General features: G+C 57.9%; 25 protein-coding genes. 22 read left to right on the top strand and 3 right to left on the bottom strand.

Translation table 11 applies throughout. The annotated features are described in order from the left end of the window. Window positions 1–6: 6 nt before the first annotated feature. The 19 genes from ACYVB2_RS05490 to ACYVB2_RS05580 all read left to right on the top strand — a co-directional run bounded on the left by ACYVB2_RS05490 (window position 7) and on the right by ACYVB2_RS05580 (window position 16,236). Entirely contained in the window at window positions 7–1,122 is a 1,116-nt protein-coding gene (locus ACYVB2_RS05490) for a N4-gp56 family major capsid protein (RefSeq protein WP_382430706.1), read from the top strand. A 15-nt stretch (window positions 1,123–1,137) separates the two neighbouring features. Further along, window positions 1,138–1,584, top strand: coding sequence for a hypothetical protein (locus ACYVB2_RS05495; protein ID WP_460535628.1), 447 nt, complete (start codon window positions 1,138–1,140; stop codon window positions 1,582–1,584). A 71-nt stretch (window positions 1,585–1,655) separates the two neighbouring features. Further along, window positions 1,656–1,982: a hypothetical protein gene (locus ACYVB2_RS05500; protein ID WP_382430702.1), complete on the top strand. Its 327-nt coding sequence runs from the start codon at window positions 1,656–1,658 to the stop codon at window positions 1,980–1,982. A 12-nt stretch (window positions 1,983–1,994) separates the two neighbouring features. After that, window positions 1,995–2,606 (top strand): hypothetical protein, encoded by a 612-nt coding sequence (locus ACYVB2_RS05505; RefSeq protein WP_382430700.1) that lies wholly within the window; start codon window positions 1,995–1,997, stop codon window positions 2,604–2,606. 9 nt (window positions 2,607–2,615) lie between these two features. Next, window positions 2,616–3,311, top strand: a complete 696-nt coding sequence (locus ACYVB2_RS05510) for a phage adaptor protein (RefSeq protein ID WP_382430698.1) — start codon at window positions 2,616–2,618, stop codon at window positions 3,309–3,311. Window positions 3,312–3,323: 12 nt separating this feature from the next. Next, the gene (locus tag ACYVB2_RS05515; RefSeq protein WP_460535633.1) at window positions 3,324–3,692 is read left to right on the top strand and encodes a hypothetical protein; all 369 of its coding nucleotides are present in this window, start codon (window positions 3,324–3,326) and stop codon (window positions 3,690–3,692) included. A gap of 1 nt (window position 3,693) precedes the next feature. Next, complete coding sequence (locus tag ACYVB2_RS05520) at window positions 3,694–4,038, top strand: hypothetical protein (RefSeq protein ID WP_460535636.1); 345 nt, start codon at window positions 3,694–3,696, stop codon at window positions 4,036–4,038. After that, window positions 4,035–4,223 (top strand): hypothetical protein, encoded by a 189-nt coding sequence (locus tag ACYVB2_RS05525; RefSeq protein ID WP_382430694.1) that lies wholly within the window; start codon window positions 4,035–4,037, stop codon window positions 4,221–4,223. The genes ACYVB2_RS05520 and ACYVB2_RS05525 overlap by 4 nt, the downstream gene beginning before the upstream one ends. 97 nt (window positions 4,224–4,320) lie before the next feature. Continuing rightward, complete coding sequence (locus ACYVB2_RS05530; RefSeq protein ID WP_382430692.1) at window positions 4,321–5,265, top strand: hypothetical protein; 945 nt, start codon at window positions 4,321–4,323, stop codon at window positions 5,263–5,265. 134 nt (window positions 5,266–5,399) lie between these two features. Next, entirely contained in the window at window positions 5,400–5,720 is a 321-nt protein-coding gene (locus ACYVB2_RS05535) for a hypothetical protein (protein ID WP_382430690.1), read from the top strand. Window positions 5,721–5,748: 28 nt separating this feature from the next. Beyond that, window positions 5,749–6,102, top strand: a complete 354-nt coding sequence (locus tag ACYVB2_RS05540; protein WP_382430688.1) for a hypothetical protein — start codon at window positions 5,749–5,751, stop codon at window positions 6,100–6,102. Next, a complete protein-coding gene (locus ACYVB2_RS05545) occupies window positions 6,102–6,668 on the top strand; it encodes a glycoside hydrolase family protein (protein ID WP_382430686.1) in 567 nt (188 codons plus the stop codon). Before ACYVB2_RS05540 ends, ACYVB2_RS05545 begins: the two co-directional genes overlap by 1 nt. A gap of 55 nt (window positions 6,669–6,723) precedes the next feature. Beyond that, window positions 6,724–7,209 carry a DUF2514 family protein gene (locus ACYVB2_RS05550; protein ID WP_382430684.1) on the top strand — a complete coding sequence of 162 codons (486 nt, stop codon included), beginning with the start codon at window positions 6,724–6,726 and terminating at the stop codon, window positions 7,207–7,209. Next, window positions 7,209–10,223, top strand: a complete 3,015-nt coding sequence (locus ACYVB2_RS05555; RefSeq protein WP_382430682.1) for a hypothetical protein — start codon at window positions 7,209–7,211, stop codon at window positions 10,221–10,223. The genes ACYVB2_RS05550 and ACYVB2_RS05555 overlap by 1 nt, the downstream gene beginning before the upstream one ends. After that, on the top strand, window positions 10,220–12,130 hold the full coding sequence (locus tag ACYVB2_RS05560; RefSeq protein WP_382430680.1) for an autotransporter outer membrane beta-barrel domain-containing protein: 1,911 nt from the start codon (window positions 10,220–10,222) through the stop codon (window positions 12,128–12,130). Before ACYVB2_RS05555 ends, ACYVB2_RS05560 begins: the two co-directional genes overlap by 4 nt. 9 nt (window positions 12,131–12,139) lie before the next feature. Then, entirely contained in the window at window positions 12,140–12,469 is a 330-nt protein-coding gene (locus ACYVB2_RS05565; protein WP_382430678.1) for a hypothetical protein, read from the top strand. 4 nt (window positions 12,470–12,473) lie between these two features. Then, on the top strand, window positions 12,474–13,727 hold the full coding sequence (locus tag ACYVB2_RS05570; protein ID WP_382430676.1) for a hypothetical protein: 1,254 nt from the start codon (window positions 12,474–12,476) through the stop codon (window positions 13,725–13,727). Window positions 13,728–13,744: 17 nt separating this feature from the next. Then, window positions 13,745–14,671: a hypothetical protein gene (locus tag ACYVB2_RS05575; RefSeq protein ID WP_460535645.1), complete on the top strand. Its 927-nt coding sequence runs from the start codon at window positions 13,745–13,747 to the stop codon at window positions 14,669–14,671. A gap of 20 nt (window positions 14,672–14,691) precedes the next feature. Further along, window positions 14,692–16,236 (top strand): hypothetical protein, encoded by a 1,545-nt coding sequence (locus ACYVB2_RS05580; protein WP_382430673.1) that lies wholly within the window; start codon window positions 14,692–14,694, stop codon window positions 16,234–16,236. Window positions 16,237–16,246: 10 nt separating this feature from the next. Here the strand turns inward: ACYVB2_RS05580 and ACYVB2_RS05585 are convergent, their stop codons facing one another. The 3 genes from ACYVB2_RS05585 to ACYVB2_RS05595 form a co-directional block, all read right to left on the bottom strand. Then, window positions 16,247–16,444: a type II toxin-antitoxin system HicA family toxin gene (locus ACYVB2_RS05585; RefSeq protein ID WP_091451312.1), complete on the bottom strand. Its 198-nt coding sequence runs from the start codon at window positions 16,442–16,444 to the stop codon at window positions 16,247–16,249. A gap of 3 nt (window positions 16,445–16,447) precedes the next feature. Beyond that, a complete protein-coding gene (locus ACYVB2_RS05590) occupies window positions 16,448–17,098 on the bottom strand; it encodes a DUF1902 domain-containing protein (RefSeq protein WP_382430671.1) in 651 nt (216 codons plus the stop codon). Between the two features lie 169 nt (window positions 17,099–17,267). After that, window positions 17,268–17,936 carry a hypothetical protein gene (locus tag ACYVB2_RS05595; RefSeq protein WP_460535651.1) on the bottom strand — a complete coding sequence of 223 codons (669 nt, stop codon included), beginning with the start codon at window positions 17,934–17,936 and terminating at the stop codon, window positions 17,268–17,270. An 84-nt stretch (window positions 17,937–18,020) separates the two neighbouring features. Between ACYVB2_RS05595 and ACYVB2_RS05600 the strand changes: the two genes are divergently transcribed. The 3 genes from ACYVB2_RS05600 to ACYVB2_RS05610 all read left to right on the top strand — a co-directional run bounded on the left by ACYVB2_RS05600 (window position 18,021) and on the right by ACYVB2_RS05610 (window position 24,324). After that, window positions 18,021–18,194, top strand: coding sequence for an Arc family DNA-binding protein (locus tag ACYVB2_RS05600; protein ID WP_382430667.1), 174 nt, complete (start codon window positions 18,021–18,023; stop codon window positions 18,192–18,194). A gap of 76 nt (window positions 18,195–18,270) precedes the next feature. Then, complete coding sequence (locus ACYVB2_RS05605; protein ID WP_382430665.1) at window positions 18,271–19,248, top strand: Rha family transcriptional regulator; 978 nt, start codon at window positions 18,271–18,273, stop codon at window positions 19,246–19,248. A 105-nt stretch (window positions 19,249–19,353) separates the two neighbouring features. Next, the gene (locus ACYVB2_RS05610) at window positions 19,354–24,324 is read left to right on the top strand and encodes a glucosaminidase domain-containing protein (protein ID WP_382430663.1); all 4,971 of its coding nucleotides are present in this window, start codon (window positions 19,354–19,356) and stop codon (window positions 24,322–24,324) included. Window positions 24,325–24,359 lie beyond the last annotated feature (35 nt).

Raw genomic sequence — 24,359 nt, forward strand, 5'->3', positions numbered from 1 at the left:
TTTTCTATGGCTCGTACCATTGTGGGGGTCAATGACCCCAAAGCCGTTAAGCGTTGGGCTGGCCTGTTGGCCGTTGACTCGTCGCAGAAGTCGTATTTCAACACCCGTTTCATGGCACGCGGCGCTGATGCCGAAGTGCCCATCCAGATCCTGACGGATTTGGAGTCTGATGCGGGGGAGCAGATCCAATATGACCTGTTGGCCGAACTGACCATGGCCCCGGTCGAGGGTGAAGACAACCTCGAAGGCAACGAAGAACGCCAACGCTTTTACACCGATACGGTGTACATCGACCAAGCACGCTGCGGTGTGAATACCGGCGGTCGCATGACCCGTAAGCGCACGCTGCATGACTTGCGTGCGCGGGCCAAGCAGCAGCAATCGGGCTGGTGGGCACGTTTGCAGGATGAGCTGATGTTCATCTATCTGTCTGGCAAGCGCGGCATTAACCCCAGTTTCCTACTGCCCATGGGCTATACGGGCCGGGCCAATAACCTGCTGACCGACCCCGATGCCGACCACACCCTGTATGGCGGTGACGCTACGGCGTACAACAACATCGACGCCAGCGACAAGTTCAATCTGCGCCTGATTGATCGCGCCAAGACCCGCGCCGATAGCCAAGGGGGCGGGGCCACCAATATCCCCACGCTCCAGCCCTGCAAGATCGATGGTGCAGAAACCTTTGTCTGTGTGATGCACACGTTCCAAGAGGATGACCTGCGCAGTGACACGGCTGCGGGCCAGTGGCTGGACATTCAGCGTGCTGCCGCTGCTGCTGAAGGGCGCAATAGCCCGCTGTTCAAGAGCAGTCTGGGTATGTATCGCGGCTGTATTTTGCACAGCCATCGCAACGTCATCCGTTCTAACGATGCGGGCGCGGCCTCCAATGTCGAGTCTGCCCGGGCGTTGTTCATGGGCTCCCAAGCTGGTGTGGTGGCCTACGGCTCTCCGGGCACCAATTTGCGCTTCGACTGGCACGAAGAAACCCGCGACAACGGGGACAAGGTGGTGATCACCACATCGAGCATTTTCGGTACCAAGAAGGTTCGTTTTGAGACCGATGCAGGCCCGCAGGACTTTGGGCTGTTCTCTCTGGATACCGCTTGTGCGAGCCGCTGATCGGGGGTGATGAAGATGTTTGCCAATACCAATGATTTCTTGGCCGGTCGCAAGCAGGTCAAAACCCCCTCTGGCGGTGAGCTGGTGTCGGTGCGCTTTGCGTTGAATCTCAAAACCACGGATCTGGTGACCAATGGGGTGGGGGCTATCGGCATCTTGCCGCCCGGTACCGTGCCGGTGAGTTTGATTTTTGACAGTGACGACCTCGATACCAATGCTGCCCCCACCGTGGTGGCTTCGGTGGGCCTGCTCAATGACGCGGGCACTGATCTGGCCACTGTCTGGGTTGCTGGGATCACGGCCTGCCAATCTGGCGCTGCCTTCAGTGGCACCTCGACTGCCATGGTGCGTGAAGCTCAGTCTTTGACCAGCGACCGAAAGATCGGCATCAAGTTCACGACTGGAGCGGCATCTGCGCAGGCCGGTGAAGTGGGCCTGACGCTGATCTATCGCTCGGCCTGAGCGGCGGCATTGCGTTCCTTCTCTCTGAAGTTGGGGGGCTGTGCCTCCAGTTTCTCCAACCGATTGGCACCATGAAACTGCAAACTTCTATCAAGCCGCGCAATGACGGCACGGTCATCGTCAATGGCCTTCATGGCACCCCCTATGTTTTCAAGATGGACATAGATGGGGAATTGACTTGTGAGGTGGATCATGCCCCCACCGTCAAACACCTGATTGAAGGTGGGCTGTTCTTTCCTTGCGAAGAAGCCGATTTTGAAAGCGCCTTGGCCATTGCTGTCCCTCACAGCGAACTCAGCGAGGCGGACGATTTTGAGGACATGGGGGGTGGCTTGCCGATTGAGGCCAACACCCCACCTGTACCCGCGCGTGGGGGCCGTAAGGCCAAGACGGCTTGATCTGATCGCGCTATGTCTACCTGGTCGGATTTCTATCCAGACTTGCTGGTGCACTTACCCGCTTGTCCTTTACCAACGGCTGATTTTGCTTTGCGCCGTGCGGCACAGGAGTTTTTGTCTCGCACCAGGCTGTGGCGTGAATGGCTGGACGCCGTGCGCGTTGTCAACAACGTGCGTGAGTACGACTTGGAAGTGCCTACTGGCGCCACGGTGGTGCGGATTGAGCAATGTACTGTCAATGGTCAGCCCATGCCAGTGCTCTCCCATAACGGGTTGCCATTCAACTATCAAGAGGCGGCGGCTCCAGTGGCGGGCATTGTCAGCCGTGACCGTGAGACCTTTCACCTGACCCGGCCACTGCCTGCGGGGTCACTCGTGGCCACCGAGGTCTCCTTGATGCCCAGCCATTCGAGCAAGGGCATCCCCAACGATTTGTTTGCCCAGCATGCCGAAGACATTGTGGCCGGTGCAAAACACCGTCTTTTCCTGATACCTGCATTCCTGAATGGTGATCTGAGCATGTCCGCGAAAGCGGTCTTTGAAGCTGCGATTGCAGCCAAAACGGTCGTGGCATGGCGTGGTGCCACGGGTTCCGTTCCTAGGGTTCGCGCCCGTTTTTGCTGAGGACTGACCATGAGCATCACAGCCCAATCCGTTATTCGCCGTGTCATCGACACGCTGCAAGACAACACTTCCATCCGCTGGCCAGTGCCTGAGCTGGTGCGCTATCTCAACGATGGCCAGCGTGAAGTGGTGGTGTATCGGCCTGACGCTATGGTGACGCACACCACGCTGCAATGCGTGGCCGGTGCCCGTCAGGCTATCCCCGCCAATGGATCCAAGTTGATTGAGGTAATCCGCAATGCGGCCCCATCGAGCAGCCGGGCGGCCATCCGGGTCACGAATCGGGAAGTGCTGGATGCCCAGCTGCCGGGCTGGCACAACTTCCCCGGTACCACCGAGATCCTGCACTACACCTACGACCCCCGCGACCCCACGGCCTTCTTTGTGTACCCGCCAGCCAGTGCGGCCGCGCAGGTCGATTTGGTGTATTCAGCTTATCCAACAGATGTGCCAGAGCCTGCTGATGGCTCCACATTCGAGGCGGTGACTGGAGAAATCTCCCTGCCCGACATCTACGGCAACGTGTTGCAGGACTACATCCTGTACCGGGCCTACATGAAGGACAGCGAGTACGCAGGCAATGCCCAGCGTGCCCAAGCCCACTATGCGGCGTTTGCCAATGCGCTGGGTATCGAGATCAAAGCCACGGTGGCCGTAGCCCCTCGCACCACAGGGGCAGCAGCCCGCACGGTGCCCCAGGCTTGATAGGGGACGGGCATGGCATCGTTCAAGCGAAAACTAACCATAGATCAAGGAGCCACGTTTGATGACATTGTGGTTTGGAAGATGGGGGACTCGCCGCAAACTGCCATACCGGTAGATCTGACAGGCTGTACGGCTCGTGCCCACATTCGCCCAGGTCTCGATTCATCAACTGTGCTTATGAGACTGACTACCGAAAACGGACGCATTGTTCTTGGAGGGGTAGCAGGAACCATTCGACTCCGAATTGAGGCTGATGACACTGCCGTAATTGATTGGGATGGCGGCATCTACGATCTTGAGATTAGATTTCCAGATGGAACCGTGATGCGCAAAATGAGGGGCATGGTTGTTGTGAGTCGGGAGGTGACTCGTGGCGACTGAAATGCTCATAGAGAAAGTTCAAATCATTGAGCTTTTTGAGTTTGGGCAAGCAGGGCCGCCTGGGCCAGCAGCTAGGCTTGTCACTACTAAGCCACTGCTCATTCAATCCAGTCAAATTACGCTTCCATCTGCCCCTCTAGGTGCAGTGGTTTGGAATATGGCGCTGGTCTATCTTGACTTAACGCCAGCTGATTTTGATGCAGCGGGTGTGTTACTGACGAACCGCGATTACCTTGTCGAAGATCACCTAGTGCAAACGGCTGGTGCAAGCGTTCTTTTTACCCGCCCAGCCCCCGCAGATGGTCTATATGCGGTGGTTAGCTATCTCACTGCGGCAGCACCATGATTGACAAGAACAACATCAAAGACACGGCGCTGGTGGCGGTAATGCAGCATCATGGCTACCCTTATGAGCGTAATCAGGACGGGTCTTTCAGAATTTGCATTCCAGACGATCAGTTCTCCATTTTGCTCAATCGCTATCGACTAGAATACCGACCGATTCTTCAACGAATCAAGCGACTCTCTTGAGATTTGCAAACTTGCACGCAATGTGCAAGCGTCCCCCCAAGACGGAAATCTGGTTAGACCGCACCCCCAAGGTGTCTAACTCTTTAGGATTTCCATCATGGCCGTTTTGCAACGTTCCAAATCTCAAATCTATGGCCTGAATGCCGATCTGGCCGCATTAGTTCTTGCCGACTCCACTGAGCTGGCCCGCGCCCAAGCTGCCGAAGCCGCTCTGGCTCAACAGGTGCTGGATGAAAAGGCCCGCGCTGAAGCTGCTGAAGCTGCCCTGAATACGGCCATTGCTGCCGAAGCTGCCGCCCGTGCTGCCGCCATCACCGCCGAAGAAGCCGCCCGTGAAGCGTCCATCGAGGCCGCTAAGTTGGCACTGGGCACCAGTTACCGCGTGGCCGACCGCACCGAGCGTGATGCTCTGACCGGCTTGACCCTGAACGACACCGTTCGCGTGCTGGATGATGGCGACACCAAGTGGGTTGTCTATCAGCCTGGCGCTGTTGACGCGCAAGGTGTGGCCACCTCGTGGGATGTGTTGATGGATGAGGACACGTTCCTCAACGCCAACACCGCGTCCAGCATCAAGACGGCCTACGAGTCCAATGCCGACACCAACGCATTCACCGATGCTGAACAGGCCAAGGTAGGTTTCATCAGTGTCACCGAATCTATCGATCTGGACAAGGTGATCCAGTCCGATGAGTTGGTTACTGATACGACACTGGCTGGTGTCACCGACACCCAGATCGCCAGTGCGGCTGCTGTCAAGGCGTTTGTACAGGCGGCCAGCAATGCTGGCGGTGCGATGTTCCACACGGAAACCCGCACGGTGACTGCTGACAAGATTACGCTGACCCACAAGCCCAAGAACGGCACGATCTTTAACTTCGGCACTGTGCGCCACACCGATACAGATACTGGGGCTGCGTTTGACATTTCCGTGATGCCGAATTGGGACGACCCCACCGGGAAAATCTACACCCTGATTCCTGATAGCGCAGGTCAGTTCGATGGCAAGCAGGTGGTAGTGCAGTACCCCTACACACTGTAACCATCTGTCGTGGTGAAAAGAGGGGCGGTCTTGGCCGCCCCCAGCGCAGCCGGTCTCGCAAGCAAGGCCATTTTGGTGGCGCGCGGCGTTACCGTCACGCACAACTAAGGTTAATTCGGCATAGGGTTAATACCATGAATGCCTCGCTGAAGAGGTTGGACGCTGGCCTCAAAACCCGGCTGATTCTGTTGGCCTTGGTGCTGCTTCTATTGGTAGCTGAAGTGGTGTGGTGGGCTCGCTACCTGTGGTCGGTGGCGTTCTCGACGCGCCGGGCATGGAAGTTGGCCTTATCAAAAGATCAAAACGCAAATGCTGCCTTCAATGGCAGCGAAGACGAAACCATTTCTAGCCGTGCTGCACGGGCACGCGATAGCAACAGGCGCTGGGGCTGCATCTTGTGCCGCCTGCTGGACGCCATCGACCACAACCACTGCAATAGATCTAAAGGGGTTTGACCCCACTCCACCCACAAGAGGAGGCGATATGCCACCAGATACCACCCATGAAGTTGGACTGCTGCACAAAGTAGCGGCCCGCATTGAGACCTTGCACGGCGATGTGAGCGACATCAAGGGGGTAGTCAAAGAGTTGACTGCCGCTGTGACCAAGCTAGCCCTGATTGAGGAGCGTCAGGCGCAGGCATCGCAAGCACTGGAGCGCGCATTCAAGGAAATCGACAAGTGCTGCACTAAGACTGACACTGTGGAGTCACGTGTCGATGCACTTGAGCGCGAGCAACCGATGCAGCACCAAGTAAGCCAATGGGTGATTGCTGCCGTATATGGAGCCGCTGGGCTGGCGGTAATGTTCGCAGCCAAGCAGATTGGGTTGTTGTGATGGAGACCCGCAATAAACAACGCACAGCCGTGGCCGCATTGGTGCTGTCAATCGCCGGCTTTCTGGGTATGGTGGAGCGCGAAGGCTACAGCGATAAAGCTGTCATCCCGACCGAAGGCGACCGGCCTACCCTGGGCTTTGGCAGCACCTTTCACGAGGACGGCACACCCGTAAAAATGGGTGACACCACTACACCCGTGCGTGCCCTGATCAAAGTCAAAGCCCACATCGACAAAGAAGAGGTCAAATTCCGAGAATCACTACCGGGTGTCGAGCTGTACCAGGAAGAATACGACCAGTATTGGGACTGGGCATATCAATTCGGCGTAGGCGCATGGCTCAAATCGCCTATGCGAACCCACCTGCTGGCAGGACAGCACCCGCAGGCGTGCAAAGCATTGTTGGCCTATCGCTTTGTGACCAGCAGCAAGCCAATTGCAGGGTGGGAACAGTACGCACCCAAACGTTGGCGCTACGACTGCTCTACCCCCGGCAACAAGGTCTGCCGTGGCGTATGGACGCGGCAGCTCAATCGCTACCAAGCCTGCATGGAGGCCCAGACGTGAACCCCATCGTGTTCTACATGGCGGTGACGCCGTGGTTTTGGTGGATGGTATGGCAATGACTACATCCGTCTTCTGGCCCATCGTGGCTCTCATTTTGGCCCTTGGCCTGTATGTCCAAGGCCAACAACTGCACCAAGCCCAAACCCATGCCGCCGAGCTGGAACACCAGCAAGATCTGGCGTGGGCACAGAAAAAGAACCTCGAAACCCAACACCGCCATGACACTGAGCAAAAAGACAAAGAAACCCAAGCTGCCATTGCTGTGGCCCATGCTGATGCTGATCGCGCCCGCGCTGTTTCTGTCGGGTTGCAGCACGATCTCGCCGGATTCATTGAAGCCCATCGCCATCGTGCCCAAGCAGCCACCGCTGCCGGACAGTGCGCGCCAGACGACAGCGCCGCCCTGGTGCTTGCCGACCTGTTCAGCCGCGCTGATGCACGAGCGGGAGAACTGGCGGCAGCATTTGACGAGTCCCTCGCCCGCGGCAATGGATGCGCGGACACGTATGACGCAGCCGTAGCGATCAGCCAGGAGCAGTGATGGGGCTCATTCATATCAACCAGTTTGGTGGCATGAAGCTGGGCGTGGCCAAGCGCGATTTGCCGATGGAGGCAGGCCAGCAGGTGGATAACCTGTCTCCCTTGGTGCAGACCTTCACGCCGCTACAAGAGGATGGCGCGCCCGAGGCCATTGAGATTTTTGGCGGTACCGGCCCGGTCAAGTCCTTGATGTACTACAAGACCGGCTCCAAAACCCTGTTTGGCACCACCTTCCCGATGAATGTGGCCCGTGCCCTGGTGCCCGATGCCGATGGCTCCAGCATTCCCCGCCAGCGCATCTACGTCACGGGCGATGGCAGTACCGCACCGGGTGTGTTCTGGCAAGACAACGACTATGCCAGTGGGCGCAAGCTGGGCGTACCCCCACCCACGGCCAAGCTCAAACTGACCGTGGTGAAGAAAGATCCACTGACGGCACAGACGATTGGCCCTGCTTTTGATGCGATTGCCTATGAGATGTGGGTGGGCATCGAGAAGCTGTTGGTGGCGCAGTGGCAGGGCCAGCATGCCAGTGCCACCCGACCTGGCTACATGGACTGTCACACATCGGGCACCGCGGGCTACAGCTTGGGCATGACTGGCGAGGGTGACAAGGCCTACCAGGCCCGTGTGATCGGTGCAGCTCCAGATGGTGGGCTAGACCCCTTCTTATCCATGGAGTTGTCACAGGCTCGTGTGTTGTTGGCTGACCTGGTCAATGTGCCTTGGATCAGCAGCACGCTGCCATCGACCACTATGTGGGGCCACACCTTGGCCAACACGAAATGCGCCGCTATCGTCTTCAAGGCGTTTTACCCCACCTATAGCTTTGCCCGCACTGGCGCAGCATGGGAGGCTTTGCTGGGGATTGCCAAGCCGGGCTTGCCCGATGAGCCGCTGCTCTCCAGCAGTGAGCTCCATGCCTTGTTAGACAAGGCGGCCGAGAAGTTTGACACAACGAAGAATGCCGACTTGGCACAAGCGATTGCACGGCTGGACTTTCGCTATGCCGTACTGACCAATATGCTCGATGGCAAGGTGGGTGAGACAGCGATCAGCAATGTGGCAGCAATCCTCAACGGTAGCACTGCAACAACCCGGATCAATGATGCCTACACCGCCTTTGCCCAGACGGTGTACGACCTGATGCAATCTGCCGTGGGGGTCGTGGCCGACTCTGCCAAAGTTCTGGTGGAATCGGGTGATGCGCTGACCCTGTATTCCAGCAACCGTGCTACGGCGGTAGCGGCCATCATGGCTGCCGTGAAGCAGGAACTGACCGGCGGGGTGGGCCAGATTACGACCCAGACGATTGCGCGAGCCAAGACCTTGCTGGATGCCCAAAAGCGGGTGCTATACAAGGCGGCCAGTGCCTCCGAGGCGGGCAAACAAGGGGCGGTGTACCAGGCATCACTGGGTTTGGACTTCACTCCTGCATTGCGCACGCTGTACAACGCTACCACGCCCGAGGCATTTAGCGACTTAATCGATGACGGCTCAGGCATGGTGACGGATACGGTGGGACGGCTGACAGCTACTGCCGTTGTTGGTGCCCGCGATTTGTTGGAGACGGCCCATGCGGATGTGATGGCGGTTTATGCCGAGGCCATTGATGGTGTACGCCAATCGGCGCTGGATTATTTGGTCAGCATTCAGGTGGTCGGGCGCCATGGCGACCTGAGCGGTGTAGAGCTGAAGGAAACCCGTGCCTACACTTGGACGCTGGTGAACGACTGGGGCGAGGAGTCCATGCCCTACCTACCGGGCAATGGCAATACCGATGCCGAGTTCGAGCTGTTGGAGTTAGATGGCAATGATGAGGTGCTGGTGGAGGCCGCCATGCCATCACCTATGGACATGGCTAGCTATGGCTATGCCAAGTGGCGGCTGTACCGCAGCAACTCCGGCAGCCAAGCCAGCGCCTTCCAGCTGGTGTTTGAGAAGGCACTGACAGACAACCTGGTAACGGACAAGAAAAGCAACGCGGCCCTGCTCGAGTCCTTGGCCAGCATGACTTGGGAGCCGCCCCCGGTGGTCAATGGCAAGTACCTGCAAGGCATTTGTGCCCTGCCCAACGGGTTCATGGCCGGGTTCATCGACAAGACGGTGTATTTTTCTGAGGTGTTTCGGCCCTACGCTTGGCCATCGGAGTACACCCACACTTTCCAATATCCGATTGTGGGGCTGGGGGTGTTCGGCCAGACCTTGGTGGTGCTGACAGAGACGGGGCCTTGGTATCTCTCTGGCAGTGATCCCTCCAGCATGAGCAAGGACGATACGCGCAGCAATCAGGCCTGCGTGTCGGCACGGTCTGTCTGCCCAGTGGAGGGCGGGGTGATCTTTGCTTCCCCGGATGGCCTGTGCTTGGCTTCGCCTACGGGGATTCAGGTGTTTCTGCCCGCCCCCACGGGCAAGGTGGCTTGGGCCGATATGGACTTGATCCATGTGCGCCATTTACAGTGTGCCGAGCATGACGGGGTGCTGTATTTCCTCTACGGCCATCCCGATCCCAATGGCGCCATGTGGTTGTCGGCCCTGCATCTGCAAACAGGCAAACTGGTCAATGTGCATCTGGGGGATGCCGATCCGCCAGTGCGCGAGTTATCGGCCATCTACGCTGACCGCAGCACCGACACCCTCTATGGGGTGTTGGCCAGCACGCGCCAGGCGGTCAAGCTGTTCACCGACACTACCCGCCGCCGACTGGCCAGCTTTCACAGCAAGCGCCTGACGTTGGAGACCTATACAGGGTTTGGCTGGCTGCGGGTGTTGGGCGAGCAAAGCGCCACCGAACCAGCCACGGTACGGGTGTTTGGTTATGCCATCCGGCCCGATGGTTCTGAGGTGGAGGTGCTACTGACCCCAGCGGTGGGGCACTACACGGTGACCAACACCTTGCCGGTGCGCATGCCTGCGGGCCGCTATCTGGAGTATGAGGTGGAGGTGCAATCCCGTGCGCGCATCACGGGGGTGACGCTGGCATCGTCCACCGCCGAATTGCAGGCTGTGCCATGAGCAGCAATCCCCCCCGCAAAACAGGCCTGCCTTCTTTGCGCACGCAGGATGCCCAGATCAACCGCTGGGCCGATGGGGTGCAGGAGCAGTTGGAGGTGCTGCATGGTGCCCGTGGTGATCCGCTCAACCGGGCTTTGACGCTGCGTGACCTGCAAGCCATTGGGTTCAATGTGGATGTACTGATGGCCAATAGCCGGGGCAGCAGTATCACCGTGCGCCCCGGAGGGGCTGTGGCGGCAGCGGCCCCGCTGGTGGATGCCGCAGCCCAAAAGGCCATCGAGCGGGCCGATATGGATGCCTTTGCCAAGGCGATCACAGAAACTGCTCTGTTCAAAAAACTGATGGAGCCTTTGCAGTGGCAGGATGTGCGCGATCCCTCGCGGTTTGATTGGGTGCCACAGCAGTTGCGCCGGGAGTTGATGACCAGCATTGCCGAAGAGGCGGCCCGGCGCGGTACGGATATTTCTCGGGTGGAAACCATCGTCAAAGATGGAGCAGCGCGGTTTGCGCGCCAGCTGGAAGAAATCACCGCCGCGATGGGGGAGGCGGCAGCAGGGGTGCGGCAACTGTCGTTTGCCTATGCTGATGCCGACCGGGCCATTGCCGGGCAGGTGACGCAGCTGGGGGCCAGTCTGGGGCAGAACATTGCCACGCTGGAGCAGTCCCTCAGTACCGAAGTGACCAAGACCACGGCCATTGCCAGCAGCGTGACGACTCTGCAAACACGGGTGGGCACGGCGGAATCGGCTATCTCGAATGAGCAGACAGCGCGGGCCAACGGCGATTCGGCCAATGCTGAATCTATCAATCAGGTGCAGGCCCGATTGGATACGGGAGACTTTGCGGCAGTAAAAACCCAGAGTTCGGCCACGGCCAGCAAGGTAGCGGGGTACGAGGCCCGCTACACAGTCAAGGTCACAGCTGGTGGGGCATGGGCGGGGATTGGACTGGCTGCGACGGACAACGGTGCAGGTAACGCCACCAGCGCGATCATCATGTCTGCCGATAAGTTTGCCATTGTGGCCCCGGGCTACAGCGGTGGCATGACGACAGCGCCCCCGGCAGGCAGCATCCCGTTTTCCGTGGAAAACCTGCCTTCGGGTGGCAGCCGCATCTACATGAATGCGGGGGTGCGAATTCGGGGGGGCCTGGATGTGACGGCAACCTATGGCAGCGCGGAGTGGGCCAGCGAGGCGGCGTTCACCTTCTACATGACCAACTCGTCTGGCTGGTTGAGTTCTTATTCTGGCATGAGCCCGTCCAAAGTCACCGCCACGGGCAATAGCACGGCACGCTTATATGCAGGGCACTATGGCATCGCTACGGGGACATCGGCACTTTCGATTGGACTGCTGGGCGAGGCCCGTGGACAAGGCAGCAATGTCAGTGCGGGGGTGATTGGCGTTGCCACTGGGGGCGTCAGTGCTTATGGCGGCGTGTTCTCTGGACAGTCGGCGGACTTGGCGCTGATTGGGTCAGGAACGATTCTGTGGGGCAATACGGCCGTTGCCAAACCCAATGGTTCATCCAGTTCGTTTTTGAATGGGTTGGGCCAGTGGGTGACGCCCTCTGCATCTGGTGGCGTGACCACGTTCAATGGCCGCGCCGGGCCAGTGACGTTGAGCAGCTCGGATGTGACCACAGCATTGGGCTACACCCCTCCGACTCAGGACAGCGTGTCTAGCCAGATCAATGCCAACAACGCCAACTATGTGCTGGCCAACTTCTCTGCGAAAACGCATACCCACACTTCCACTCCATACGCCGTGGATGCAGGGTCTCTGGGGGGTGTGACCGCCAGCAACTATTTGCGCTTCACCGGCGCCACCGCTGGCAGTAAGGCTCTTGCCGGATACGCCCAAATTTTGGTCGGTGGGAACTATTACTGGATACCCATCTATGTTTAAGGAGTGACGATGCCAGACTATAAGGAACAGCAGGCCACAGGCCGCACATGGGTGCGATGCCGGGCCATGACAGTCGAGAACCCCCTCAATGGAGCCGCTGTGGCTACGTTTCAGGAAACCCAATGCGCCAGTATCAATGGCGTCACCAGTGAGCAGTTTGCTGGCATGCTGGGTGTGGAGTTCCGCCCAGACAGCACGATTGCCCTGCGAAACCCCGAGACGGGGGAGTTGACGGGCCAGACCAGTACCCATGCACAGGTGTACCAGTTGCTCTACAGCTTGTATATGCAGGCTGCGTTGGAGCGGGATGCAGCGGCTCCAACAAGCATGGCAGCATGACTAGATGACCGCAGAACTTGATTTTCTGGGCAGCCTATTCAATGGCTCCCCGTTGGCATCCAGCATCGTTGGCACCAGTCCTGGTGCCAGTGGGGCAGGGGCTGCCGGTTTAGCTGCACAGCACAGTTTGGTGCCAGAGTTGGATGCCCGTTGGGCGGATGATCTGTTTAAGCAACAAAGTGAGCGCCCAAGCCAGAAGGGGCCGCCCGGCACAGGCTGGAGCACATCCGAGGTCAATACCGATGGCATGGATCGCTCCACATGGAAATGGGATTTAGGGGGCAACACGGTTGGTTCATTCATCAAGCGGGGGGCTGCGGCTACAGGGCTTGACCGGATGTCCTCCGAAGCACCGGTGTATGGCAATGGGGAGTGGTCGGGTGGCCCTAACCCAGACCGATGGGCATCGGACTATAAGGACTACCAAAAGCAGTTGACGGGGGTGGCACAGCAGTTGGGCATGGATGTTTCCTCGTACTACAACACGGTGGCAGGCAGCACGACAGGCCAAGGCAGCAAAGCGGTGGTGACCCCAGACCAACAGATATTGGATGCCAATCGGCTGTATGACGCCATTGATGAACGCTACAAGGACGTGTATTTGGTCGGGGGCATGGCGCAGGGCTTGCCGGGCCAGACGGGCAACACTGGGCAAAAAGCAGTGCGCTCGCTGTATGTGCGCAATGGGGATAAGTTGGTGCCCCAAGGTGACGCACAGGTGTATGACGCACCAGAGAATAGCCAGGGCTTCTTTAAGGATGCCGTTCTTCCAGCCCTGCCCATTCTTTTAGCACCCTTTACAGCCGGAGCCAGTTCTGCCTTGGCCGCCGGTATTCAGTCCGCGGTGCCTGCTTTGGGTGCCTTTGGTTCTGCTGCAGCCGCTGGTGCTTTAACAGGTGGAACTATGAGTGCGCTGACGGGCGGCGACGTGGGCAAGGGGATGCTGACTGGCGGCTTGGTAGGAGGGGTGGGTTCTAGCGTGGCGGGGTCGAGCTTTGCGGGGGCAACACCCTTTGCAAGGATGGGTACCAAGATGGTGGTGGACGGCATCATGGATCGCACGCCTAGCGGTGCAGGCCCTGCGGACTCAACAGCTACAGCACTGGCCCAACCGGCCTTGCAAACCACAGCGCCCACATCTACCCCATCTTCTTCTGAGCAAGGTTTCTTAGATGGCCTATTTCGTGGTCAGGGTGGCTCAAGCACTGGGTTTATGAACAGTTTGATTGCCAAGGGCAAGACCCTCGGCTCTATTTGAAAACGGGGGGGGTATCTATGGGAATCGGTTTTGCTGATGCGGCACCAGAGGTGTTTGCGGACAGGTACGGTCGCAATATGGCTGGTATGGCCAGTCAAGGGGCAGAGGCTGCGAATGGTTTGGGCATGCAGTTGGGTCAATCGTATGCAGCAGATTACCAGCCGTACGATAAGAAGTTCATGCAACATGTGGATATGCTGGGGTCTGATGCCTATAAGGCGCAGCAGCGTGGCCGCGCCGTTGCCGGGGTGCAGCAGGCATCAGATCAGCAGCTGGGCCAGATGGAGAGGCGCATGGCGTCGATGGGCATGGCCAATCCATCCCTGATGGCCAAGATGCAAAGCCAAACGGCGGCTCAAACCGCCTTGGGCAAGTCTGCGGCTGCCATGGACAGTGATCAAAAGGCACGGGGCGAATGGGTGCAGGGCATTGGGGCGATCAATACGATGGGCCTCAAGACTGGTGAGCTGGGCACCAAGTATTTGCAGATGGGCAGCGAGCTGGGCAAGGTGGGGCTGGCCGGTGCGGATATGGGGGCCGGTGCTGCAGCAAGAAAGATGCAGGCTGATGCCTCGATGGCCAGTGCAGCCGCTGCGGGCTCCAATGCTTCGGCCAGTGCGCTCAATGCCCAAACCAATGCAACCAAGACGGCCAACGACTACCAGTTGGGCTTGGGGTCGCTGGCCACACGGATGCACGAGATCAACACCGGCAATGCATTCAAGCAAAGCCAGCTCGATGTGTTGAAGGGGCAAAGCAGCCTACCTAGTCAGGTGGTATCGACTGGACTGGGCATCTTGGGCAGTGCGGCCACCTCCTACTTTGCCAAGAACGGGTGGAACGGTGTTTCCAACTTGCTGGGCTTGGGTGGGGATTTTGGGGACTTTCTCTCTAGTAATGCGGGTCTGGATCTGACTTCTAGTGATTTGCTAAGCGCATTCTGAATGTCTGAGGAATAACTGTTATGGCCTTTTATGTAGACCCTACCGCTATCAATCGTGGCACTTCCATGTATGAGCATGCAATCGCTCGTAACCGTCAGGAGGAAATCGACGCGCGGGAGCAAACCCGATTCAATGATGAGCAGCAGCGCAATCGGGCGCTGGATACTGCCTTGGGACAGATGCCCCGTGCCGATCTCAGTGCTGGGGCCGATGTGGGTGGAATGACCTCTTATCTCCAGCGCCTCAGTAGTCAGGAGAGCAAGCCTCCTGCACCTCCAGCAGATATGGGCGGCATGGCTGCTTTGACGGGGCAGGGCAATGCCTCGGCTGAATCTGCTGTGGAAACCAATCTGATATCAGAACCTCAAGCCAATCCTGCGACCAACAATATCCCGACCAAGCCACTTGGCCAACAGACACAGGGTAATGTTGGGGGAGCAGCTTCTCATCCGGCCATCGCCCCCATCGAAAAGCGATTTCAACGTGAAAGCAAGCGGTTGCAGGCCCTGATGGATGCAGCCACAGCCAAACGGGATATCGTGGCCGCAAGTGGATTGGGTGCCCAGTTGGATGCGCTGAATTCAGACTTTGCTACGGCCAAGATGGTGGGCGTCACGATGCACGAGTTGCAGAACAACCCCCAGATGGGCACGGCGCTGGCCAAGCGACTGACAGAGAACAACAGCTATGGGGAGTTGGTCGCAGACTTTGATCCCAAATACGGGATGACCACCCTCAAGATCAAAGACACCGGGCGGGAGGTGCGCTTGGCCCCGCACCAGTTGGGGGTGATGGTGGCCGCTCTGCAAGACATGGAGAATGGCAATTACGAGCGGGGCTATAAGAACCTGACCTTGATCGACAAAGAGGTTGCTGAACGCATCCAACGGGGCAATGAGCTGCAAAAGAGCGTGGTGGCCAACAATAACGATGCGGCGGCTAAGAATGAGGCTATTCGCCATGCCCGTGTTTCGGATGGTCGTGCAGCAACGGATCAGAGCCTGAGACGGCAGGAGTTTGATGCCAAGAAGCCAGTCTATGATGTTGCGGCGCTGGATGCCAGTATCAGTATCGAGATGGCCAAGCATGACCCAGACAGCCCAGAGTACAAGGCGCTCCAAACTCGGCGGAATGCTCTGAGAGATGCGAAAAACTCATCACCCGAACTGAAGCACGCACAGGAGTTGGTGCGTGCGGGTGTTGTGCCTGATTTGAAGTCTGGCCTTGAAATGGCGACGACAAGGAAATCGAAGTCAGCGCAGGACGTTTTTCTTCAGGTGAAAGGGATGAAAAGGCCAGATGGTCTAAGCCCAAGCGATGAGGAGGTGGACAAGAATATGCGTTTGCTCGTCGGTGATAACTGGATGGATAAGGTCAGGGGTGGAGCGGCATCAGCACCGGGGGCTGCACCTACTCCTGCCAGCGGGGGTAAGCCAAGCACCGGCAAACCGATCCCCAATACCATTGGTCAACCGCTCAAAGATGTAACGCCGCAAGACATTGCAAATACCGCCAAACGGCATGGCGTGTCTGAAGAGGTGGTGAAGCGGCGGTTGGGGATGTGAGCCTGCACTATCAGAGCTTTGCCTTGATCCCTGCTTGTTTCAAAATGGCATTGGCTGTATTGCGGGTGTTTACCGTCACTGCTACAGGAAAGCGTGCGCCGTTAATGGGGCTTTCCCAAAATTCATGGCTGCCCTTGCCTTGTCGGATCATCACGCAGCCATGTTGCAATAGCAGCGCCCGCAGTTGCGGGTAAAAGCCGGAACCCATCGCTCAGAGTGCAACGCGCTGCTGGGCGGATTGCACCAAGTCAAACCGAAGCCGGACAGAATCGGCATCCATCGGCAGATCGTTCAACTCGATCAAGTCAGGCACCAACAGCCAAGTGCGTTCCGTCAACTCGTCTAGGGTCTTGGCCTCCGTGACCAGGTTCAGTGCGTCGCATTCTGCCGTGTAGAAACCATCGCTGAAAGTGACCTCCACCGTAAGCGGAGGGTTCAGTCGATCAAGGCGTTTTTTTACAGAGCCCAACAGATCGACCACGGTTCTTCCAAAGTGTTCATCGGCACGGGCGGTGGCAGCGGAATACCAGCGCAGCAAAGTGCTTACGCGAAAGCTGGATTCGCGCAAATCATCGCTGTCTACGTCCGTCAAGTCGCTCAGAGAGTGCAGCAGACTGCCCGCTGCATGGAAATGAACCGCCGGGCCAATCTCACTGTCGCCCATCACTGCGGCGCGCTTGTCGTGGCTGTCGCTTAACAAGGAGAGCCCGTGCTCAATGAACTGCACCCCCAGCGCCTGAATGCGCGGCGTAAAGCAAGAAGTGATGGCTGCGAACAGGTCATCTTTGGAGACAAACAAATCACCACTGCGCAGCACAAAGCGCACAGGCAACTCACCAAAACTGGCAACAAAAAAGCTCATCGGGCCATTATCTACCTGTCTCAAATCCGAGGGTATGACGGAGATCGTCATACCTTCCGCCTTGGGGTCGTTGCGAGGCGGTGCAGCTCCCTGTTGCGCTACAAGCTCAGGAGCTGCTACCAATCAGGTTCAGCAAAATTCCATCTGCTTCGATGTCGCCCGTGCGAGGTTAGAACGGGATATCGTCGTCATTCACTTGACCACAAGCATGTGTCTTTGTGAGTGCCTTCCTTGGGTAATCAGAATAGATTTTCCCCGCCTTAACTTTTTGGAGGGTCTCTTGAACCCATGCACGTTGTGCGTCAACCCCCTCTTCATGCGCTGCCACCAAGCTTCGCCAGTGCTGACGAACGGTTGGGTAAACCACATCCTCAAGCACAGGCTGATTCCATACAACTACACCATTTAGATCTCTGTGTTTCGCAGGGCCAAGCAGATCTGTGTCTGCAAGCATCTTCCAGCGCTCCTGCTCCTCAAGATTCATTAGTTCCGGGTAAGTGATGGCAAGCTTGACGAAGCGCTCTGCTTCATCGACATCCCAAAGTCGGCGCGCCTCATCCGCAACGCTAGTTTTGTCGTCGTAGCGGTCGCCTTCGTGGAGGAACACACGCTCTAAGCTACTTTCAACAGCCCAGTCAATATAGCTACTTAAGGTTCGACGGTGTTTGCGAGCCGCTAACTCAGCCAAGTATTTCAGTTTTGGATCAAGGCGAACGGAGACAGTCACTGTCTTCGTCGTCTCCGATGAAGCCTTCGCGCGGCGCTTATCTTGTTCAACCATATGACCATCCTTTTTGTGCATTGTATGAGATGTGTGAAAAATATCCGAAAAAATCACATAGATGTGTTGTGTTCAAAATGAACACATGGTATCTTTGAGGCTACGCTGATTCGATAACGTTTCGCGTAATAAGGATGAAACATGAAAGATATGAAGCAAAAGATCACAGCTACGCCCGTGAAGCTGCCGCCAGAGTTGAAGGACTACCTGAAGCACAAAGCCATCGACAACCGGCGATCCTTGGCAAATGAAATCACTTATCGACTTCAAGCAAGTCGTGAAGCAGAGGAGGCCCAGCATGGAAAGCAGGCCTGAAAAAGATAAGGCCTCTACCGCGCCAACGGTAGAGGCCTTGAATGAAGCAACCCCAACTCTTACAAAGGGATTCAACGTGCCCGATTCTATCCAAACGCCAAGCACATCCATAGCCCACCACATCGCCATCGTCGATGGTAAGCCCACCACCACCACACACAACATTGCCAAGGTTTACGGCAAGCGTCATGACAACGTGCTTGCCATCGTTCGTGCGCGCATTGCAGATGCAGGCGAGTGGGGTGTCCTTAATTTCAAGGAGACCCCCTACACCGATCCGCAGAACGGACAAACCTATCAGGTCATACGCATGACCAAGAAGGGCTTCCATTTTGTCGTCGGTAAGTTCACAGGGGCCAAGGCTGTGCAGCATCAGATTGCATTTGCCGATGAGTTTGAGCGCATGGAGCAGGAGCTACTCAAGCAACAGCCCTCCACCCAACGCCCGTACAACCCGGCCATCGACTACGAGCGCATCAATCCGGCCCAAGCCCAAGACATCAAGGAACTGGTGCATCAGGTGGTCGATGCTGGCGTGCAAGGCTTCGGGGAAACGTGGAACCGCCTGCACAAAAAGTTCCGGGTCAACAGCTACTTGGAACTGCCTGCCAGCCGATACGACGAGGCTTGTGTTTATCTGCGGGGAAAGTTGCCCGATGGTTATGCCGACAGTGTCGTGTTCGATGGTGATGCTCCTATGCCCCCGGTGCCGGACTTGCAACGCATCCACGCCGCCATGCAAACTGCCACCCAAGCCGGTGCCCAAGTGCAACAAGCCGTTTTTGAATCGGTGTTGGCGGGCAATGATGAATGGAAATTTGGCCGCTGGCTGCTCTCGTTCATCACCGATAGCAAGTTGGCCGCACCTGCCGTTATCCAGCGGGTGGGCCATGATGAGTTTGTCACCTCTACTCGCCAGTTGATTGATTGCATCAACGACCCCGGCTTCCTGTTGAGCAATATCGAATTGGCTGGGCTGGCCCAAGCCTGTACCAATCGGCTGGCGCGGCGGTTGGGTGGCGGCACCGGCTCAATTGGCTCAATGACGGCTTGATCGTCTTCTCACCAGCCCGCCCCGTGCGGGCTTTTTCTTGTCCAAGGAGGTGCAAGGACAGCCACCAAGCATGGCAGCCTTTGGAGGTTCAACCAAAGGTTTGTTATGGCACGGGACTTGTTCGCTGAGTTGGGAATTGAGGTCAGGGGGTCTGAGGGGGGTGATACCAAGCTCTCCCCGGAAGATGCCATCAAGAAGGTGGCGCAGGAGACGGGCTACAACTATGATTTTTTGCTGGGGCTGTCCAAGTTGGAAACCCGTGGCGGGGCCGCAACGATCAAGGGTGACGGGGTAGATACCCACAATCTGTTCAACATCAAGGATTTTTCCAAGGATGGAACAGGCATCCGAGCCACTGACAAGGCGGAGGGATCGAACCATCGTTACCGCCAATACGCTGATTACGAAGAGTCGGTGCGGGATGTCGTGCGGCTGCTGGATCGCAAATACCCGGATGCACGGGTAGCAGAGACATCGCAAGAGTTTGCCCAAGCATTGAAATCAGGCGGCTATGCCACTGACCCGGCCTATGTGAACAAGCTAACACGCGTGATTGGCTCGGCGCAGGGTGGTTCTAATTTGTCGGCTGGTGCCTCGCAGCAAGCACCGGGCACTGCGGGGCGCGACGTGTTTGCCCAGTTGGGGATTGATCGCAATCGCCCAGCTGGTGGGCGTGATCTGTTTGCAGAGGCGGGCATTGATCCCAAAGCGCCGCTGGATGGTGGTGGGCGAGACCTGTTTGTGGAGGCAGGCATTGACCCGAAGGCACCCATGCCAGGGACTGCGCTACAGAAAGCTGGGGACTATGCCGGTGCAGTGTCGAGTGGCATTGGTACCGGCGTTTTGGGTATCCAAGGCGGTATTGGCAAGTTCTTGCAGGCACCGGCGGCTAATTCATTGGCGGCGGTGGCTGGTGGTGTCGCGCTGGCTGATCGCGGCGTGACATGGCTGGCGAATAAGCTGGAAGGCATGGATGCCAAGGCGAACCCAGATATCCAGCAGACTGCACAGATGGCATCGCAGTTTGCCGCTGAGCAGCGTCTGGAAAACGCCAAGGTGGGCGAAGATGGGGGCTGGGCCAACCCCATGACCATGATGGCCCGGATGGGCTTAGGCCTGCAAGAGGATGCCCGCAGTCGCACCCAAGCCATCATGGCAGCGGATGCGGCTACTAACCCCGAACTGTTGCGACAACAGCAGGCAACGGCACAAGCCGAAGGGTTTGTAGGCAACCTCAAAGCCATTGCGGACAACCCGATGGCCTTCACCCACACGATGGCCCGCTCGGTGCCCGATATGCTGATGGGCGTGGGTATGGCGCGTTTGGCCGCCGGTGGCAAGCTGGCGGCAGCGACCAATGTTGGCGATGCGGCTGCGGTGGGCGTAGCCAAAGCGGGTGGAACGGCAGCAGCACAGGCGGAAGCGGCGGCCGCAGCAATGGCGCCGCTGCAACAGCAGGCCGTGGCTAGGGCTTCTAGTGCTGGCCTTTTGTCAGAGGCAGCCTCATCGGGCATGAATGCCTCGGAGGGGATTTATCAGCAGGTGATGGGGATGCCGCTGGATAAGCTCGCCGCATCCTCAGATCGGTACAAGGAGCTGATGGCGGAGGTCAAGAATCCGTATAAGGCCCGTGAACGGCTGGCCAATGAGTTGGCCGACCAGGCAGCACTGCCCTCGGCGGTGGTCACAGGCCTAGGGACAGGCATCACGAACAAGATATTCGGTGGTGATGCGACAGCTAAGACGGTGTCCGGTGTTGACCGCATGACGGGCAAAGAGCTGGCCAAGCGGGTTGGCCAAGACACGGTGGAGGAGGTGGTTCAAGGCGTGTCGGAGGATACGGTGCAACATGGTGCCGTGGTGCAGGCGGATCAATCGGCCAAGCTGGATGTCGGCGGGGCGATTGCCCAAAATGCTGCGGCTGGTTTGGCAATGGGCGGGGGGATGCACGGCTTTGCTTATGGCAAGCAGGCGCTGGGCAATGGGCACGCCCCAAGTTCAGGGGAACAAACATCAGCGCCCACCCCTGATACTTCACCTGCCCCACCTGAGCAAGCTACTTCCAGTCAAGAAAATTCCTCCATTACCGACGATGCCCCCATTAGTGCTGCCGAACAGGCGCTCAAGCAGCCGGTGGCCCTGACGGCACTGGATCGGGCGGTGGAGCTGGATGCTGAACTGGCGCACGTTCGGGAGCGGTTGCAGGATGAGACCCCAGAAAACGGCTACGGCCCCGCTTTTGACCAGTCACGCCAAGAGTTGGCAGTCAAGGCGGCCATGCTGGAGCAAGAGCGCAACCAAATTGCAGCGACATGGCCACAGGCGGCTAAAGGGGCACCTACTTCCTTTGGTACCGACTCTGGCGTGAAGCTCGCTGGCACTTATGCGCTGATGAGTGCAGATGATCTGGTCACATCCCATACTGAGGGCTTGCAACCCAATCCGCTGTATCCACAAGAGTTGCAGCCACGCGACCGCAGCCGAAGTGCCAGTGAGTTACAGGTATCAGGCATTGTGCAAAAGCTGGATCCAGAACGGTTGGGTGCTTCGGCGGACGCCGCCACCGGTGCGCCGATTGTGGGGATGGACGGCTTGGTGGAGTCTGGCAATGCCCGAACGATTGCCCTCAAGCGCGTGTACCAGGCCAAAGGCCAGAAGGCCGAAAACTATAAAGCCTTCCTGCGGGACAACGCCGCCCAGTTTGGTATTGATCCAGCCCAAGTGGATGTGACGCCCAAACCGGTATTGGTACGGGTGCGCTCCACGCCCGTCAACCGGGCTGAGTTTGCACGCCAAGCCAATGCCAGCACGGTGCAGCGCATGAGCCCCAGTGAGCAGGCCAAGGCGGATGCAGCTCGGCTCAATAGCCTAGAGGGCCTCAACCCCACGGAGGATGGCGATTTTTCTAACAGCCGTGACTTTATTCGCCAGTTCAGGAGCACGCTGCCCATTACTGAACAAAGCGAGATGATGGAGGCCGACGGGCGTTTGTCGGCTGCTGGGTACCGGCGCATCCAGAATGCGGTACTGGCCAAGGCGTATGGGGATTCACCCACCTTGCGCCGGATGACCGAGAGCATGGACAACAACTTGCTCAATATCAGTAAGGCTCTGCTGCGAGTGGCACCTACCATTGCATCGGCGCGCGAGCGCATGGAGGCTGGGGCCTTGCATCAGGCAGACATTGCACCCGACTTGGTACAGGCGGTAGAAGGCTTGTCTGCCTTGCGCGATAAGGGCTGGACGGTGGCGCAAGAGTTGGCACAGACGGATCTGACTGGCCCCAAATATTCCCCAGAAACAGCCGCACTGATGCAGTTCTTGGCAGACAACATGCGCAGCCCACGGCGGATTGCAGAGTTCTTCCAGCGTTATTACGAGGCACTGGAGCAGGTTGGAGACCCACGGCAATCGTCAATCCTTGGTGATGTGGGGCCTGCACCATCACGATCCGATTTACTGACACAAGCCAGAGAGGTGACGCCAAATGACAACTCTAACCAAGACTCCCAGCGGGGAGTCGATCGAGAAAGTTCGCTCCCTGATGGGCAAAGTCGAGAGCAATCCCCAGATACGCAGGGCGATCACCGCAGCCCTGAAAGCGATGCAGCCCCCCGACCCCATGCCGCAGCAGGACAGCCGGGAGCAGCAGAAGGCCAAGCCACAGTCGATAGCCGCAGAGAACCAGTAGAGGCAGAAAAGACACCCCTAGGCGCTGACACACGGTTGGCTATAGGCGTCGCCGGTTCTGTCGATGGTGTGCCTGGCGTCCCATTGCAGGATCTGCAAGCCTTGGCTGACCGGCTAAAGGCCAGAATGCCGAATATGCCCAAGGTGAATGTGTTGGCTGACCCATCCAGTGCACCTTACAGCCTGATGGAATACATCAACCGGCAAGATGCCTGGTATGACGTTCAGGGTGCGATGCACGAAGGAGAGTTCTACCTGTTCGGGTCTGGCTTGCAAAGTCTTGAGCAGGCTGAGCATGTGCTGGCAGAGCATGAGGCGGCTCACTTTGGGCTACGGGCCGTTCTGGGTGTGGAGGGCTTGAAGTCCGCCATGCAAATGGTTTGGGTCCACAACGCTAGTGTGCGAAAACAGGCCTCCAAACTACAAGAGCGGGGCCGTCTGTCAGATGCTGAAGCCACGGAAGAGGTGATTGTTGACATTCCGACCAAGGAACTGGCCCAGCTCAAGGGTTGGCGCAAGGTAGTGCTAAAGGTGCGGGATTTTCTTGATCGCCGTGGCTATGAGAAGCTGGCTGACCGCCTCACCACTTGGCTCAATGGCTCTTTGGATGAGCAGCAACAGGCTGACTGGTTTGTGGCCGATCTGGTGCGCGCTGCACGCGATTATGTGGCCGGCCAGCGCGACGGGCAGCCATCAGGGTACGTGGGGGCCACGCGCTTGTCTCGGCTGAAAGATTCTGCTGCGAGCGTGTCTGCACCCGCTGCACCATCTCGGGCGCATGGGGGCAGGGGATTTAATGAAGGCAGCGCCACGGTGATTGGCACCTTCAAAAATGATATTCCTATGAAGGCGCACCCAGATTACAAGGCAGCGAAGGGAGGTGACCTCATGGCTGCCGCCGCGCTGGTGCAGGATCTTGTGAAGCCAGAAGATTTGCAATCGGCCCATGAAAAGTTTGGATCTGATGTGGTGTTTGTTCCTGTCCATGCTGAAGAGGCGGCAGGGCGAAATCAGATCCCTAATGCTCTGGCCATGATGTATGCGGCCAATTCGGGTGCAGAGGTCGATACCAGCATTGCACAGGCCAATCGTGCATTTCACACTGGGGCGGGTGCGATGGAGCGTTTACTGGCCCGTGCTGAGTTTTCAGGTTATGTTGAGCCTGGCCGACGCTATGTGCTGGTGGATGACGTGACCACTATGGGTAGCACTTTGGCCGACTTGGCCGCCTATATTCAAAGCAGTGGCGGTGACGTGGCTGGCTCCGTGGTGTTGGTCAATGCCATGCGCGGAGGTAAAATTCAAGCTGATCGCAAAACCGTCAACCAACTGGAGGCCCGTCATGGAGAAGTTGTCCGCGAACTCTTCGGCTTCGGCTCCCAGTAGCTTACCGCAGCAGAAGCTCAATACCTCATTGGCTT

It is taken from the genome of Giesbergeria giesbergeri (genome assembly GCF_054779375.1).

Bases quoted from the DNA above. Each gene is read 5' to 3' on its own strand.
- ACYVB2_RS05490 (WP_382430706.1), top strand. From the start codon at position 7: ATGGCTCGTACCATTGTGGGGGTCAATGACCCCAAAGCCGTTAAGCGT.
- ACYVB2_RS05495 (WP_460535628.1), top strand. From the start codon at position 1,138: ATGTTTGCCAATACCAATGATTTCTTGGCCGGTCGCAAGCAGGTCAAA.
- ACYVB2_RS05500 (WP_382430702.1), top strand. From the start codon at position 1,656: ATGAAACTGCAAACTTCTATCAAGCCGCGCAATGACGGCACGGTCATC.
- ACYVB2_RS05505 (WP_382430700.1), top strand. From the start codon at position 1,995: ATGTCTACCTGGTCGGATTTCTATCCAGACTTGCTGGTGCACTTACCC.
- ACYVB2_RS05510 (WP_382430698.1), top strand. From the start codon at position 2,616: ATGAGCATCACAGCCCAATCCGTTATTCGCCGTGTCATCGACACGCTG.
- ACYVB2_RS05515 (WP_460535633.1), top strand. From the start codon at position 3,324: ATGGCATCGTTCAAGCGAAAACTAACCATAGATCAAGGAGCCACGTTT.
- ACYVB2_RS05520 (WP_460535636.1), top strand. From the start codon at position 3,694: ATGCTCATAGAGAAAGTTCAAATCATTGAGCTTTTTGAGTTTGGGCAA.
- ACYVB2_RS05525 (WP_382430694.1), top strand. From the start codon at position 4,035: ATGATTGACAAGAACAACATCAAAGACACGGCGCTGGTGGCGGTAATG.
- ACYVB2_RS05530 (WP_382430692.1), top strand. From the start codon at position 4,321: ATGGCCGTTTTGCAACGTTCCAAATCTCAAATCTATGGCCTGAATGCC.
- ACYVB2_RS05535 (WP_382430690.1), top strand. From the start codon at position 5,400: ATGAATGCCTCGCTGAAGAGGTTGGACGCTGGCCTCAAAACCCGGCTG.
- ACYVB2_RS05540 (WP_382430688.1), top strand. From the start codon at position 5,749: ATGCCACCAGATACCACCCATGAAGTTGGACTGCTGCACAAAGTAGCG.
- ACYVB2_RS05545 (WP_382430686.1), top strand. From the start codon at position 6,102: ATGGAGACCCGCAATAAACAACGCACAGCCGTGGCCGCATTGGTGCTG.
- ACYVB2_RS05550 (WP_382430684.1), top strand. From the start codon at position 6,724: ATGACTACATCCGTCTTCTGGCCCATCGTGGCTCTCATTTTGGCCCTT.
- ACYVB2_RS05555 (WP_382430682.1), top strand. From the start codon at position 7,209: ATGGGGCTCATTCATATCAACCAGTTTGGTGGCATGAAGCTGGGCGTG.
- ACYVB2_RS05560 (WP_382430680.1), top strand. From the start codon at position 10,220: ATGAGCAGCAATCCCCCCCGCAAAACAGGCCTGCCTTCTTTGCGCACG.
- ACYVB2_RS05565 (WP_382430678.1), top strand. From the start codon at position 12,140: ATGCCAGACTATAAGGAACAGCAGGCCACAGGCCGCACATGGGTGCGA.
- ACYVB2_RS05570 (WP_382430676.1), top strand. From the start codon at position 12,474: ATGACCGCAGAACTTGATTTTCTGGGCAGCCTATTCAATGGCTCCCCG.
- ACYVB2_RS05575 (WP_460535645.1), top strand. From the start codon at position 13,745: ATGGGAATCGGTTTTGCTGATGCGGCACCAGAGGTGTTTGCGGACAGG.
- ACYVB2_RS05580 (WP_382430673.1), top strand. From the start codon at position 14,692: ATGGCCTTTTATGTAGACCCTACCGCTATCAATCGTGGCACTTCCATG.
- ACYVB2_RS05585 (WP_091451312.1), bottom strand. From the start codon at position 16,444: ATGGGTTCCGGCTTTTACCCGCAACTGCGGGCGCTGCTATTGCAACAT.
- ACYVB2_RS05590 (WP_382430671.1), bottom strand. From the start codon at position 17,098: ATGAGCTTTTTTGTTGCCAGTTTTGGTGAGTTGCCTGTGCGCTTTGTG.
- ACYVB2_RS05600 (WP_382430667.1), top strand. From the start codon at position 18,021: ATGAAAGATATGAAGCAAAAGATCACAGCTACGCCCGTGAAGCTGCCG.
- ACYVB2_RS05610 (WP_382430663.1), top strand. From the start codon at position 19,354: ATGGCACGGGACTTGTTCGCTGAGTTGGGAATTGAGGTCAGGGGGTCT.